The organism is Pseudomonas sp. GW821-FHT12A04, assembly GCF_058807755.1.
In genome coordinates this window covers 245,259-257,464 of record NZ_JBXAQZ010000010.1, presented here as the reverse complement: position 1 = coordinate 257,464, position 12,206 = coordinate 245,259, and the positions used below count along the sequence as shown (strand labels likewise).

Here is a 12,206-nt window from a genome sequence, read left to right as displayed (position 1 = left end):
GCGCTCTTAATACCAGATTTCAATTTTTCACAGAGGTAGACCATGCCTGAAGCCTACATAGTCGACGCCCTGCGTACGCCCACCGGGCGGCGCAAAGGTGGTCTGAGCCAGATCCACGCCGCCGACCTGGGCGCCCACGTATTGCGTGCACTGGTCGAGCGCAACGCCATTCCCGACGAGGATTACGATGACGTGATCTTCGGCTGTGTCGACACCATCGGCCCGTTGGCCGGTGACATCGCCCGCACCAGTTGGCTGGCGGCCGGTCTGTCGCAATCGGTGCCGGGCACCACCATCGATCGCCAGTGCGGTTCGTCCCAGCAAGCGGTGCACTTCGCCGCCCAGGCGGTGATGAGCGGCACTCAGGACGTGGTCATCGCCGGTGGCGTGCAGACCATGACCCAGATCCCGATTTCCTCGGCGATGATCGCCGCCGAGCCCTTGGGTTTCACTGATCCGTTCAGCGGTTCCGAAGGCTGGGTGAGGCGCTATGGCGCGCAACCCCCAACGCAGTTCCGTTCGGCGCAGATGATCGCCGAAAAGTGGGACCTGTCCCGGGCGCAACTTGAAGCCTATTCGCTTGAGTCCCATCGACGTGCCTTGCAGGCCATCGAGCAAGGCCGCTTCAACCGCGAGATCGTGCCGCTGGCCGGTGTGCTGCATGACGAAACCCCGCGCCAGACCAGCCTGGAAAAAATGGCCGAGCTGGAATTCCTGTTTGGCTGTGACCGGGTCACCGCCGCGGTGTCGAGCCAGACCTGCGACGCGGCCAGCGCGATGCTGATCGTCTCGGAGACGGCGCTCAAGCGTTACGGCCTGACGCCACGGGCACGCATCCATCACCTGAGCGTGCGCGCCGAAGACCCGATCTGGATGCTCACCGCGCCGATCCCGGCCACCGCTTACGCACTCAAGCGCGCCGGCATGAAGCTCGAAGACATTGGCCGGGTGGAGATCAACGAAGCCTTCGCCTCGGTGGCCATGGCCTGGTTGAAAGAGACTGGCTACCCCCACGAACAGACCAACGTCAATGGCGGCGCGATTGCCCTCGGACATCCATTGGGCGCCACCGGCACCCGCTTGATGTGCACCTTGCTGCATGAACTGGAGCGCAGCGGCGGACGCTTCGGCATGCAGACCATGTGCGAAGGCGGCGGTCAGGCCAACGTGACGATCATCGAACGCTTGTAAACCAGGATGTACACCGATCCTGTAGGAGCGAGCCTGCTCGCGATGGACTCAAGAACGACGCGGGCATTCAGATACCCCGCGTATTCGTTAACGACCATCGCGAGCGGGCTCGCTCCTACAGGGAATTGTGTCGACCCGTGATGAATTTGAAGGATGAGCAACATGAAGATCTGTGAAAACCGCGTCGTGATCATCACCGGTGCAGGCGGTGGTCTGGGCCGTGCCTACGCGTTGGCCTTCGCCGCCGAAGGCGCAAAAGTAGTGGTCAACGACATCAATCGTGAAGCGGCGTTGGCCGTGGTCGGCGAAATCCTCGGCCAGGGCGGCAGTGCCGTGGCCAACAGCGACGACATCACCCGCTATGACTCGGCGGGCTTGATCGTGCGCCAGGCCATCGAAACGTTCGGCGACCTGAACGTGGTGGTCAACAACGCCGGCATCTGCCGCGATCGCATGTTCGCCAGCCTCAGCGAAGCCGACTGGGACGCCGTGGTAGCGGTGCACCTGAAGGGTCACTTCTGCATTTCCAGCCACGCCGTGAAGTACTGGCGTGAGCAGGTCAAGGGCGGCGCAAAGGTCGATGCGCGGATCATCAACACCAGCTCCGGCGCCGGTTTGCAGGGCTCCATCGGTCAGTCCAACTACGCGGCGGCCAAGGGCGGTATTGCTTCGCTGACGCTGGTGCAGGCGGCTGAACTGCGCCGCTACGGGATCACCGCCAACGCCCTGGCGCCAGCCGCGCGCACCGGGATGACCGAGCAAGTGTTCGCCGACACCATGAAAAAGCCTGAAGAGGGCTTCGATTACTTCGCCCCGGAGAACGTTGCGCCGCTGGTGGTGTGGCTTGGGTCCGAAGCTTCCGCCGAGGTGACCGGGCAGATGTTCGAAGTCGAGGGCGGCAAGTTGTCGATCGCCGACGGCTGGCGCCGTGGTCCGCAACTGGATCGCCAGGGCCGCTGGGCGGTCGGCGAGATGGGCGATGCCGTCGCTCAACTGATGACGCAGGCGGTTCCTGCGGCCAAAGTTTACGGCAGCTGAAAAAGACCGGTTTCGGGAGGCGTGTGCATGGCTATAATCGGCCCACGTTCCAACGCTGATCACCTGTAGGAGCGAGCTCGCTCGCGATGGACTCCAGCGCTACGCGTTTGTTCAGACAGAACGCGTTATCGTTCACGTCCATCGCGAGCAACCTCGCTCCTACAAATGCCCCATGTTCCCTCCAGACGAGACCTGCCATGACCATTTCCCTGTACGACGCTTCCGTGCCTGTTTTCCAGCAAATGCTCAACGCCCTGAGCGATGTACTGAAAAAGGCCGAGGCTCACGCCACCGAAAAAAACATCGACCCTAACGCGTTCCTGCAAGCGCGCCTGTTCCCGGACATGTTCCCTCTGGTGCGTCAGGTGCAGATCGCCGTTGATTTCAGCAAGGGTGTTACCGGTCGTCTGGCTGAAGTCGAGCTGCCGAAGTACGACGACAGCGAAACCACCTTCGCCGAACTGCAAGCGTTGATTGCCAAGGCACTGGCCTTCATCGGCTCGATCAAGCCGGAGCAGATCAACGGCAAGGAAGGCATCGAGATCGTCACCCGTCCGGGCACGCCTAAAGAGAAGCGCTTCAGCGGCCAGTCCTACCTGCTGACCTACGGCCTGCCGCAGTTCTTCTTCCACATCACCACCACTTACGCACTGCTGCGCCATAACGGCGTGGAAGTGGGCAAGCGCGACTACATGGGCGCGTTCTAAACCGTCCGGGTACAAAAAAGCCCCCGGAGCCTGAGGCTGCGGGGGCTTTTTCATGGGGCCGCATTTTTCATTTACACCGCAGCCCCCTGTGGGAGCGAGCTTGCTCGCGATAGCGGTGGGTCATTCAACTTTGATGTCGACTGACACTCCCTCATCGCGAGCAAGCTCGCTCCCACAGGGGCGGCGGGGTCAGGCCAGGCGTTCTGCTTTTGCCTCTTCACCCAGGCAAGCCGCCGCGGTGAACAGCACATCGGTGGACGAGTTGAGGGCGGTTTCCGCCGAGTCCTGCAACACGCCGATGATGAAACCGACCGCCACCACCTGCATGGCGATTTCGCTCGGGATGCCGAACAGGCTGCACGCCAGTGGAATCAGCAACAGCGAACCACCGGCTACACCGGAAGCACCGCAGGCGCAGATCGCCGCGACGACGCTCAGCAGGATCGCCGTCGGAACGTCCACGGTGATGCCGAGGGTGTGCACGGCCGCCAGGGTCAGTACGGTGATGGTGATCGCAGCACCCGCCATGTTGATGGTCGCGCCCAGCGGGATCGATACCGAGTAGGTGTCTTCGTGCAGGCCCAGACGCTTGCTCAACTCCAGGTTGACCGGAATGTTCGCCGCCGAGCTGCGGGTGAAGAACGCCGTGATGCCGCTCTCGCGCAGGCAGGTCAGCACCAGCGGGTACGGGTTGCGGCGCAGTTTCCAGAACACGATGAGCGGGTTCATCACAAGCGCCACGAACAGCATGCAGCCCAGCAGCACGGCCAGCAGCTGCGCGTAGCCGATCAGCGCACCGAAGCCGGAGGTGGCCAGGGTCGAGGCCACCAGGCCGAAGATGCCCAGCGGGGCGAAGCTGATCACCAGGCGCACGATCACCGTCACGCCGTTGGACAGGTCGCCCAGCACTTCACGGGTGGTGTCGCCGGCGTGGCGGATGGCAATACCCATACCGATGGCCCATGCCAGGATGCCGATGAAATTGGCATTCATCAGGGCGCTGACCGGATTATCGACCACGCTCAGCAACAGGCTTTGCAACACTTCGCCAATCCCGCCTGGCGCTGTGACCGCGACGTCCTGGGTCGACAGCACCAGGCTCGACGGGAACGTCATGCTGGCAACCACCGCCACGACGGCCGCGGCGAAAGTGCCCAGCAGATACAGGAACAGAATCGGCCGGATATGGGTTTCCTGGCCGTGCTTGTGGTTGGCAATCGACGCCATGACCAGCACGAACACCAGGATCGGCGCGACGGCTTTGAGCGCCGAGACAAACACTTTGCCGATGAACGCCGTGGACTTCGCCATGTCGGGGGCGATCAGCGCCAGGGCAATACCGGCGATCAGGCCGATCACGATCTGTGTGACCAGGCTCAGGCGTTTAAGGCGTTGCAATAGAGAAGGGGATGAAGCTGTCATAAAACGGCATCTCTGAATTTTTATAAGTGCATGGTTTCGTCGCAGTTGCAGCAACAAGCAGGGCAGGCCGCAGACCGGAAACCGGGAGGGGAATACAGGGTGTAGAACACCGCATTCCTTGTGGGAGCGAGCTTGCTCGCGATGACGCTGGCACAGTCGACACTTGCGTTGTCTGACGGTCCGCCATCGCGAGCAAGTTCGCTCCCACAGGTTTTGCCCCTTAAATGATCGGCATTGATCACAGGGTGTACGTTTTTCAGGGCGCGGACTTTATCACAGCGCAGGAACGATCTTTCAGACCTGTGACGAACTGCCACCCTGGTCTTCAACGCGAATTGCAGGGTCGTGCAACCGCATCCGAAAACACTCTGTTAAGATTCGCCATCCTCATTTTCATGTCTGCCAGTGGGCCTTCGGGCTATCGCTGGTGTTTTCGTTTTCTGGAGTTTTGCATGTTGCTGCCCATTCTTCTGTTGTCCGCCGCCGGCTTCACGGTGCTGACCACGGAATTCATCATTGTTGGCCTGTTGCCGGCTATCGCCAGGGACCTGGAGGTCAGCATCCCGCAGGCCGGTTTGCTGGTGACCCTGTTTGCCTTCACCGTGGCCGCGTTCGGGCCGTTCCTGACGGCGTATTTCGCCCGCTTCGAGCGTCGCAAGTTGTTCATCTCGGTGCTGATCATGTTTGGCCTGGCCAACACGGTCGCGGCGCTGGCGCCGAACATCTGGGTGATGGCGTTTGCCCGCTTGATCCCGGCGCTGGGGTTGCCAGTGTTCTGGGCCTTGGCCAGCGAAACGGCGGTGGACATCGTCGGGCCGGATTACGCCGGTCGCGCCATCGCCAAGATCGGCTTCGGCATCGTTTGCGCCACGGTGTTCGGCATTCCCGTGGGCACGCTGATTTCCGATGCGTTCGGCTGGCGCAGTGCCTTCGCGATTCTGGCGGTCATCGCCTTTGCCAAGGCATTGCTGCTGTTTATCTATCTGCCCAGGACCAACCTGCACCAGCATCAGATGAGCTTTCGCTCGCAGTTCAAGATCCTGCGCAGCCCGCTGATGCTCGGTCACGTGCTGCTGTCAGTGATTGTGTTCAGCGGCATGTTCACCGCGTACACCTATCTGGCGGACATCCTTGAGCGCCTGGCCGGCTTCAACGGCACCGTGGTCGGCTGGTGCCTGATGGGCTTTGGTGCGGTCGGGCTGATCGGTAACTCCCTGGGTGGCCGTGCGGTGGATCGTCATCCGCTGATGGCGTCGATGATGTTCTGTGCGTTCATGATTGCCGGCCTGGTGGCGCTGGTGCCGAACATCCACTCGCCGCTGGGTCTGGCAGCAGCGATGGGCATCTGGGGCGTGACCCAGGCGGCGTTGTTCCTGGTCAGCCATGTGCGCCTGATGAAAGCGGCGCCCGAAGCGCCGGCCTTCGCTGCGTCGCTGAACATCGCCGGGGCCAACCTCGGTATCGGTCTGGGCGCGATGATCGGTGGCCGGGTAATCGACAGCGTCGGCCTGCAAGGCCTTGGCTTCGCTGCTGCGGCGTTCATTCTCGCCTCGATCCTGCTGGCCATTGCGCTGATGACCTTCAAGCCCCGGGAAGTCTGCGCCTGAGTGTCCTAAAACTCGGTAAACAGCTCGCGTCGGGCACCTTCGGTAATGGCGACAATGCCGGGGTGCTTGACCTTGCGTTCCACTGAGATGGCATAGAACGACTCGCTCACCGCGTCGGTCTGGCCAATCACCTGTACGCCATATTGGCGTCGCACCTCATCGGCAATCACGCTCGGGCCGATGAAGATCCCGCTGCCGGATTGGCCGAAGGCCTGCATCAGGGCGCTATCGTCGAACTCGCCGACAATTTGCGGCTGGATCTGCTGCTCGGCAAACCACCGTTGCAAACGGCTGCGCACCACGGTTTCCGGCCCGGGAATCAGTAGCGGCGCACCGTGCAGGTTGCGCGGAAAGTCGTGACCGTAACGGGCCGCCAGCTCTGGGGTGGCGAAGAAGCTGATCCCGCACTCACCGAGTTTCTGGCTGTAGCCCTTGATGTCCAGGTGCGATGGCATCGGGCTGTCGGATATCACCAGGTCCAGGCGCTGGATCGCCAGGTCGGCCAACAAACGTTCAAGCTTGTCTTCGCGACAAGTGATGCGCAGCGGTTCGCTCAGCTCCATTGTCGGTGCAATCAGGCGATAGACGATGGACTTGGGCACCACGTCGGCCACGCCGACGCGAAACAGGATCTGCTGCTCATTGGGTTGTGCCCGCAGCATCAGTTCCAGTTCGCCACCCAGCTGAAACATTTGTTCGGCGTAGGGCAGTGCCTGCCGGCCGGCCTCGGTGAGTTCGAGTTGCCGTCCGACACGCCGAAACAACTCGATGCCAAAGGTCTGTTCCAGTAATGAAATCTGCCCACTGATGGTTTGTGGCGTGAGATTGAGCTGCTCACAGGCGCGCACGATGCTGCCGGTCTTGGCCACCACCCAGAAGTAATGCAATTGCCGATAGTTGAGCATGGCGATCTACAGTTCGTAAAAACCGAAGTATAGCCGCTGAAAATACGAATTTTCCTGAAGTATTCACTTCCCTAGAATGCATCGCTATCAACGGGCCATCGTTTAGGTCCCGTTCGTTCTATCGAGGAAAGCATCATGAAGCTTAAAGCCACGGCATTGCTGATCACGTCTTTACTGGTACTGGCCGGTTGCGACCAGGCCGAGAAAAGCGCGCAACAATTGATGGGCAAGGCTGCCGAAAGCGCCAAACAGGCGATTGACGATACCCATAAGGCCGCCGAGCAAGCACTCAGTGACGCCACCGGCGGGTTGATCAGCAAAAAAGAATCATCGGAAAAAGACTCGGACAAAACCGAATCTTCCTCCCAGGAAATCTAAACCGTATTACAACGAGTCAGGACTGACCCATGGACTACCTTTTACAACTTGCCGCCAGCCCCACCGCCTGGGTCGCCCTTGCCACCCTGATCGTGATGGAGATCGTGCTCGGCATCGATAACCTGATCTTCATCTCGATCCTGACCAACAAGCTGCCCTTGCACAATCGACAGCGGGCACGGCGCATCGGTATCGGCATGGCGTTGATCCTGCGTCTGGGCTTGCTGAGCACCATCGCGTTCATCGTCCAGTTGACCAATCCGGTGATCGAGATCCTCGGCCACGCGTTTTCCTGGAAAGACATGATCCTGATTGCCGGTGGCCTGTTCCTGTTGTGGAAGGCGACCACCGAGATCCATCACAGCATGGACCCGGCACCGGAAGATCCGAAGTCGGCGACCTCGACCGTGACCCTGGGCTTCGCGGCCGCGATCGGTCAGATCCTGATGCTGGATATGGTGTTCTCCATCGACAGCATCATTACCGCTGTCGGCATGACCGAGCATTTGCCGATCATGGTCATCGCGGTGGTGGTGTCGGTACTGGTGATGTTGCTGGCGGCTGATCCGCTGGCCAAGTTCATCAACGACAACCCTACAGTGGTGATGCTGGCCCTGGGCTTCCTGATCATGATCGGCATGACGTTGATTGCCGAAGGCTTTGGCGCCCATGTACCGAAAGGCTACGTCTATGCGGCCATGGCATTCTCGGCTGCGATCGAGGTGTTGAACATGATGTCCCGTCGCTCCAGGCAGAAGCGGGTTGCCACTGAAGTCTGACCGCCGCTAAAAGAAACGGCCGCCTGAACTCGAAGGAGTGCAGGCGGCCGTTTTTGTTGGTCTCGGATAAAGGTGGTGTCAGTGAGCGTTGGCGTGCTGGCTCGGTGCCTTGTCCGCTTCTTGCGCAGGCGCCGGCTGGACAGGGTGATGGTGGCGGCGAGTAATGCGCAGCACGCCCCACAGCATGGCGGCGGCTACCGCCAGCCAGCCGCAAACCAACATTACAATGATCATGGTCAGGCTCATCGGTGCCTCCTCTTTGCCCTTCAATGGGCACTCACGCTTCGCTGTCGTCTCTTCAAGGAACAGTCTAGCCGTTGCTGTATTTCAGGCTATTGACCGAAAGTCGGCAGTCACCAACCAGTTCGCTCTATCGAATGCAAACAACTGCCGGTTAAGGCTATACCGCTGTCGCGCGGCGTCCTATGATCAACGGCCTTGCCGGGAATATTGTTGCCTGGCGCCTGAACAAGAGAGTGATGATGGTGCGGGTATTTTCTCGAATGCTGTCGGCGGCGCTGATGGCGGGATGTGTGGTGGCGCTGGCCGGTTGCGCCGGGAGTGTTGCACCTGAGATCAAGCGTCTGCCGGAGCGGGTCGAACTCAGTGGCCGCTTCTACAAAGGCGTGGCCAATCAAAGCGGACCGCAGGTGCTGGCCAGCATGCTGTCCCAGCAGAACATCGTGATTACGCCGGGTTTGCTCGACAAACCGCTGCATTTGCCGGGCGCCGAAGCCCAGCTGCAACAGAACATGGTGAACCTCGCGCGTGAGTACGGGATGGTGGTCTATCCCCTTGACGCGACCTTGCCAGCCTTGTTGACCCAGGTCGCGGCCGGTTATCCGGTGATGGTGCGCTTCACCGAAGGCTCGGCGATGTGGGCCGAACCGCGTTATGCGATTCTCACCGGGTACAACCGTCAGAAGCAGACCGTGCTGCTGCGCGCAGGCATGAGTCAGCGGACGTTGATGAGCTTCAGTTCTTTTGAATCGGCGTTCAAGGATGCCGGCGGTTGGGCAGTGTTGATCCAGAATCCGACGCAGATTCCCGCCCAGGTCGATCAGCAACGCTGGCTCAAGGCAGCCAATGATCTGGCGCAGGCGGGCCAGGAGCCGGCGGCAGCAAAAGCTAAAAAGGCCTTGGCCGCACAGTAAGTCCGTTCGTCACCCTCCGGGCACCAGCGCCCGATGCCAGCCTCTAACCTGCAAAGGCCCGGATCTTTCCGGGCCTTGATACAGGAGGCGCCCATGGCTCATTCAACTACGCCGGTCGGTCCACACTCATCCGAGCATTCGTCTGGCAATGAGCTGGGTTTCGATCCCGACTCCCCGGACCTTGCCGATCCTCAGGTCGACCCGATCGGGCCCGCCAAGGCACCAAGGGACGTGAAACCGGGTGACAACCCCAAGGCTCCGGCCAAGCCCTACGATCCACTGGGTGATCTGAAGCCTTAGGTCCAATGGAGGTGTGTATGTCTACCGATTCCAGTTTCGACGACAAACGTCCGGAAACTGTCCCCACAACCCCCGAGCAAAGCACCGATCCGGTGATGGATCCCGACAGCCCGTTGAGGGATCCCCTGGCACGGCCAACGGTGGCGCCCACTGAAAAGCCGAAGGGTTGGAGAGATCCAAGCACCGGCGACGGTATCCCGGATGACGACCAGATGCCGCTGCCTAACGACTAACTTTGCGACGAAAAAAAGCCCCGGATGTCCGGGGCTTTTTCATGCGTTTGCAGCAAGGTTACTTCGACGCTTCTACCACGCCGCTCTGCCGCTGCTTGAGGTTCTTGTCTGCCTTGTACTGCAAGGCTACGGAAGGCACGTCCGCGCTCTTTCCGCTCTCTACCCAATTACGCATGCGCGTGGCATCGGCAAAGTGGGTGTACTTGCCGTAGGCATCAAGGATCACCAAGGCCACCGGGCGGTTAGCCATCCGGGTCACCAGCACCAGGCAGTGGCCGGCCTCGTTGGTGAAGCCGGTTTTTGTCAGCTGGATGTCCCAATCCGGCTTGCGGACCAAATGGTCGGTGTTGCGGAAACCCAGGCTGTAGTTCGGTTTGCGAAACGAAACGGTCTTTTCCTTGGTTGTACTCAGCTCGGTCAGCAGCGGGTACTTGTGCGCGGCGATCAACAGTTTGCTTAAATCGCGAGCGGTCGAAACGTTGCGCGGCGAGAGACCGGTCGGCTCGACGAAATGGGTATTGGTCATGCCCAAGGCCCGGGCCTTGGCGTTCATTGCAGCAATGAACGCGGCATAGCCACCCGGATAGTGGTGGGCCAGGCTTGCAGCGGCTCGGTTTTCAGATGACATCAGGGCGATCAGCAGCATTTCCCGGCGCGGCAGTTCGCTCTTGAGCTTGACCCGGGAGTACACACCTTTCATTTCCGGTGTGTCGCTGATGTTGATGTTGATGTATTCGTCCATGTTCTGCCGAGACTCGACCACGACCAGGCCAGTCATCAACTTGCTGACGGAAGCGATCGGCACTACCACGTCAGGATTGCTGGCGTAGATGACTTTGTTGGTCTGCATGTCCAGCAGCAAGGAGCTGCCGGAAGCGAGCTTGAGTGTCTTCGTATCTCGCGGTGCTGCGGTGGTTTCGCCAGCGCTGGCGAAGGGCGTGATGAGAGTCCCTGCAACTGCAAAAAATAGGCTCAGGATGGAAAGACGGATATTCACGCTGGCAGACTCATAAAGTGTTGATAAGCCGTTCTGTAACGGACTGTTTCCTGAAAAGCGCGTCATTCTGGAGTATGGCTGAATAACTGTCGATGGTTGTTCAAGTAACAGGTGAAAGTCCTGAGAAATATGAAAAAAAAGTCATTTTCCGGCGGGCGGTCGGTGTTTCTCGCAGGCAAAAAAAACCCCGCCAGGGCGGGGTTCCTTGTCACGCTGACAGCGTGCGCGTTGAAACTCAGCTGTGCAGGGTTTCGGCGGCGTACAGGGTGTTTTCCAGCAGGCAGGCACGGGTCATTGGGCCTACGCCGCCCGGTACCGGGGTGATCCAGCCGGCGCGGGGCAGGGCGGTTTCGTAGATCACGTCACCGACGAGCTTGCCGTCGTCCTGGCGGTTGATGCCGACATCGATCACGATCGCGCCTTCCTTGATCCATTCGCCCTTGACCAGGCCCGGCTTGCCGGCGGCGACGACGACCAGATCCGCACGGCCGACATGGCCGGCCAGGTCCTTGGTAAAGCGGTGGGTGACCGTCACGGTGCAGCCGGCCAGCAGCAATTCCATCGCCATCGGGCGGCCAACGATATTGGACGCGCCGACAACCACGGCATCCATCCCGTAAAGGTCGACACCGGTGCTTTCCAGCAGGGTCATGATGCCTTTGGGGGTGCATGGGCGCAGCAGTGGAATGCGCTGGGCCAGGCGACCGACGTTATAAGGATGGAAACCGTCGACGTCTTTATCCGGACGAATGCGCTCCAGCAGCCTGGAGGCGTCCAGGTGTTCGGGAAGCGGAAGTTGAAGCAGAACGCCGTCGATTGCAGGGTCGTCGTTCAGGCGATCGATCAGCTCGGTCAGCGCTTCTTGAGTGGTTTCGGAAGGCAGGTCATAGGCTTGGGATAGAAAGCCGACCTCTTCACAGTCTTTACGCTTGTGCGAGACATAAACCTGAGAGGCAGGATCGCTTCCGACCAGGATCACCGCAAGGCCGGGCGTGCGCAGGCCTTGCTGGCGACGCTCGGTGACACGTTGGGCGATCTGCTGGCGCAGGCTGGCGGCGATCGATTTGCCGTCGATAAGTTGTGCAGTCATTGCGCGTGATTAACCATCGAGAGGGGAAAAAAAGAGAACGCATTCTCGCATGTCATGCGGTGAGGGCAAAGGCGCTTGGTCTGCAAATTCCCCTAACTCCTTTAATTAAATGAATTTTTTTTAAAAAGGATTTGACGACCTTCGGGGGGCTCTATACTATTCGTCGCACTTGTCGGGCACAGCCTAGCACTGGTTAGGAAGGTTGAGCAGGATTACGATTCTGCAAGACTGGAAAGCACTTAGTTTGTAGTCCTCCAAGGTTACAGCTAACAAGGCGCCCGTAGCTCAGCTGGATAGAGCATCCGCCTTCTAAGCGGATGGTCGCAGGTTCGAGTCCTGCCGGGTGCGCCATTAGGCAGCTTTGGCACAAGTAGCGCGATATGGTGGGCGTAGCTCAGTTGGTAG

14 protein-coding genes and 2 tRNA genes (1 of these 16 only partly in view) are annotated in these 12,206 nt (G+C 60.1%); 11 read left to right on the top strand and 5 right to left on the bottom strand.

Annotation, left to right across the window (positions count from 1 at the left end):
• The first annotated feature begins 42 nt into the window (after nt 1-42).
• The 3 genes from AC1RS8_RS17600 (at nt 43) to AC1RS8_RS17590 (ending at nt 2,936) form a co-directional block, all read left to right on the top strand.
• Nucleotides 43-1,191, top strand: a complete 1,149-nt coding sequence (locus tag AC1RS8_RS17600) for an acetyl-CoA C-acetyltransferase (protein ID WP_493163179.1) — start codon at nt 43-45, stop codon at nt 1,189-1,191.
• 162 nt (nt 1,192-1,353) lie between these two features.
• Complete coding sequence (locus AC1RS8_RS17595) at nt 1,354-2,229, top strand: SDR family oxidoreductase (RefSeq protein WP_489338903.1); 876 nt, start codon at nt 1,354-1,356, stop codon at nt 2,227-2,229.
• Nucleotides 2,230-2,426: 197 nt separating this feature from the next.
• Nucleotides 2,427-2,936: a DUF1993 domain-containing protein gene (locus tag AC1RS8_RS17590; RefSeq protein WP_057714082.1), complete on the top strand. Its 510-nt coding sequence runs from the start codon at nt 2,427-2,429 to the stop codon at nt 2,934-2,936.
• Between the two features lie 189 nt (nt 2,937-3,125).
• On the opposite strand, the gene sstT is transcribed toward AC1RS8_RS17590, so the two are convergent.
• The gene (sstT, locus tag AC1RS8_RS17585) at nt 3,126-4,358 is read right to left on the bottom strand and encodes a serine/threonine transporter SstT (protein ID WP_489338902.1); all 1,233 of its coding nucleotides are present in this window, start codon (nt 4,356-4,358) and stop codon (nt 3,126-3,128) included.
• Nucleotides 4,359-4,810: 452 nt separating this feature from the next.
• Between sstT and AC1RS8_RS17580 the strand changes: the two genes are divergently transcribed.
• Nucleotides 4,811-5,965 (top strand): MFS transporter, encoded by a 1,155-nt coding sequence (locus AC1RS8_RS17580; protein ID WP_489338901.1) that lies wholly within the window; start codon nt 4,811-4,813, stop codon nt 5,963-5,965.
• A gap of 5 nt (nt 5,966-5,970) precedes the next feature.
• Here the strand turns inward: AC1RS8_RS17580 and nhaR are convergent, their stop codons facing one another.
• Nucleotides 5,971-6,870 carry a transcriptional activator NhaR gene (gene nhaR, locus AC1RS8_RS17575; protein WP_057714085.1) on the bottom strand — a complete coding sequence of 300 codons (900 nt, stop codon included), beginning with the start codon at nt 6,868-6,870 and terminating at the stop codon, nt 5,971-5,973.
• Nucleotides 6,871-7,005: 135 nt separating this feature from the next.
• Between nhaR and AC1RS8_RS17570 the strand changes: the two genes are divergently transcribed.
• Nucleotides 7,006-7,248 (top strand): hypothetical protein, encoded by a 243-nt coding sequence (locus tag AC1RS8_RS17570; protein ID WP_057714086.1) that lies wholly within the window; start codon nt 7,006-7,008, stop codon nt 7,246-7,248.
• A 29-nt stretch (nt 7,249-7,277) separates the two neighbouring features.
• Entirely contained in the window at nt 7,278-8,027 is a 750-nt protein-coding gene (locus AC1RS8_RS17565) for a TerC family protein (protein WP_090456707.1), read from the top strand.
• A 78-nt stretch (nt 8,028-8,105) separates the two neighbouring features.
• Here the strand turns inward: AC1RS8_RS17565 and AC1RS8_RS17560 are convergent, their stop codons facing one another.
• Nucleotides 8,106-8,273: a hypothetical protein gene (locus AC1RS8_RS17560; protein ID WP_167362872.1), complete on the bottom strand. Its 168-nt coding sequence runs from the start codon at nt 8,271-8,273 to the stop codon at nt 8,106-8,108.
• A 179-nt stretch (nt 8,274-8,452) separates the two neighbouring features.
• On the opposite strand from AC1RS8_RS17560, the gene AC1RS8_RS17555 reads away from it, so the two are divergent.
• The 3 genes from AC1RS8_RS17555 (at nt 8,453) to AC1RS8_RS17545 (ending at nt 9,714) form a co-directional block, all read left to right on the top strand.
• Nucleotides 8,453-9,181 carry a C39 family peptidase gene (locus tag AC1RS8_RS17555; RefSeq protein ID WP_489338900.1) on the top strand — a complete coding sequence of 243 codons (729 nt, stop codon included), beginning with the start codon at nt 8,453-8,455 and terminating at the stop codon, nt 9,179-9,181.
• Nucleotides 9,182-9,274: 93 nt separating this feature from the next.
• Nucleotides 9,275-9,481: a DUF6021 family protein gene (locus AC1RS8_RS17550; protein ID WP_057714089.1), complete on the top strand. Its 207-nt coding sequence runs from the start codon at nt 9,275-9,277 to the stop codon at nt 9,479-9,481.
• A gap of 17 nt (nt 9,482-9,498) precedes the next feature.
• The gene (locus AC1RS8_RS17545) at nt 9,499-9,714 is read left to right on the top strand and encodes a hypothetical protein (RefSeq protein WP_057714090.1); all 216 of its coding nucleotides are present in this window, start codon (nt 9,499-9,501) and stop codon (nt 9,712-9,714) included.
• Nucleotides 9,715-9,772: 58 nt separating this feature from the next.
• On the opposite strand, the gene pbpG is transcribed toward AC1RS8_RS17545, so the two are convergent.
• Nucleotides 9,773-10,711, bottom strand: a complete 939-nt coding sequence (pbpG, locus tag AC1RS8_RS17540) for a D-alanyl-D-alanine endopeptidase (protein ID WP_057714091.1) — start codon at nt 10,709-10,711, stop codon at nt 9,773-9,775.
• Between the two features lie 235 nt (nt 10,712-10,946).
• Entirely contained in the window at nt 10,947-11,801 is an 855-nt protein-coding gene (folD, locus tag AC1RS8_RS17535; protein ID WP_046043051.1) for a bifunctional methylenetetrahydrofolate dehydrogenase/methenyltetrahydrofolate cyclohydrolase FolD, read from the bottom strand.
• Between the two features lie 274 nt (nt 11,802-12,075).
• Between folD and AC1RS8_RS17530 the strand changes: the two genes are divergently transcribed.
• Nucleotides 12,076-12,152, top strand: a tRNA-Arg gene (locus tag AC1RS8_RS17530).
• A 32-nt stretch (nt 12,153-12,184) separates the two neighbouring features.
• Nucleotides 12,185-12,206: transfer RNA gene (locus tag AC1RS8_RS17525), tRNA-His, on the top strand; it runs 154 nt beyond the window's last position.

Coding starts and splice junctions, on each gene's coding strand:
- AC1RS8_RS17600 (WP_493163179.1), top strand. CDS start 43: ATGCCTGAAGCCTACATAGTCGACGCCCTGCGTACGCCCACCGGGCGG.
- AC1RS8_RS17595 (WP_489338903.1), top strand. CDS start 1,354: ATGAAGATCTGTGAAAACCGCGTCGTGATCATCACCGGTGCAGGCGGT.
- AC1RS8_RS17590 (WP_057714082.1), top strand. CDS start 2,427: ATGACCATTTCCCTGTACGACGCTTCCGTGCCTGTTTTCCAGCAAATG.
- sstT (WP_489338902.1), bottom strand. CDS start 4,358: ATGACAGCTTCATCCCCTTCTCTATTGCAACGCCTTAAACGCCTGAGC.
- AC1RS8_RS17580 (WP_489338901.1), top strand. CDS start 4,811: ATGTTGCTGCCCATTCTTCTGTTGTCCGCCGCCGGCTTCACGGTGCTG.
- nhaR (WP_057714085.1), bottom strand. CDS start 6,870: ATGCTCAACTATCGGCAATTGCATTACTTCTGGGTGGTGGCCAAGACC.
- AC1RS8_RS17570 (WP_057714086.1), top strand. CDS start 7,006: ATGAAGCTTAAAGCCACGGCATTGCTGATCACGTCTTTACTGGTACTG.
- AC1RS8_RS17565 (WP_090456707.1), top strand. CDS start 7,278: ATGGACTACCTTTTACAACTTGCCGCCAGCCCCACCGCCTGGGTCGCC.
- AC1RS8_RS17560 (WP_167362872.1), bottom strand. CDS start 8,273: ATGAGCCTGACCATGATCATTGTAATGTTGGTTTGCGGCTGGCTGGCG.
- AC1RS8_RS17555 (WP_489338900.1), top strand. CDS start 8,453: ATGATCAACGGCCTTGCCGGGAATATTGTTGCCTGGCGCCTGAACAAG.
- AC1RS8_RS17550 (WP_057714089.1), top strand. CDS start 9,275: ATGGCTCATTCAACTACGCCGGTCGGTCCACACTCATCCGAGCATTCG.
- AC1RS8_RS17545 (WP_057714090.1), top strand. CDS start 9,499: ATGTCTACCGATTCCAGTTTCGACGACAAACGTCCGGAAACTGTCCCC.
- folD (WP_046043051.1), bottom strand. CDS start 11,801: ATGACTGCACAACTTATCGACGGCAAATCGATCGCCGCCAGCCTGCGC.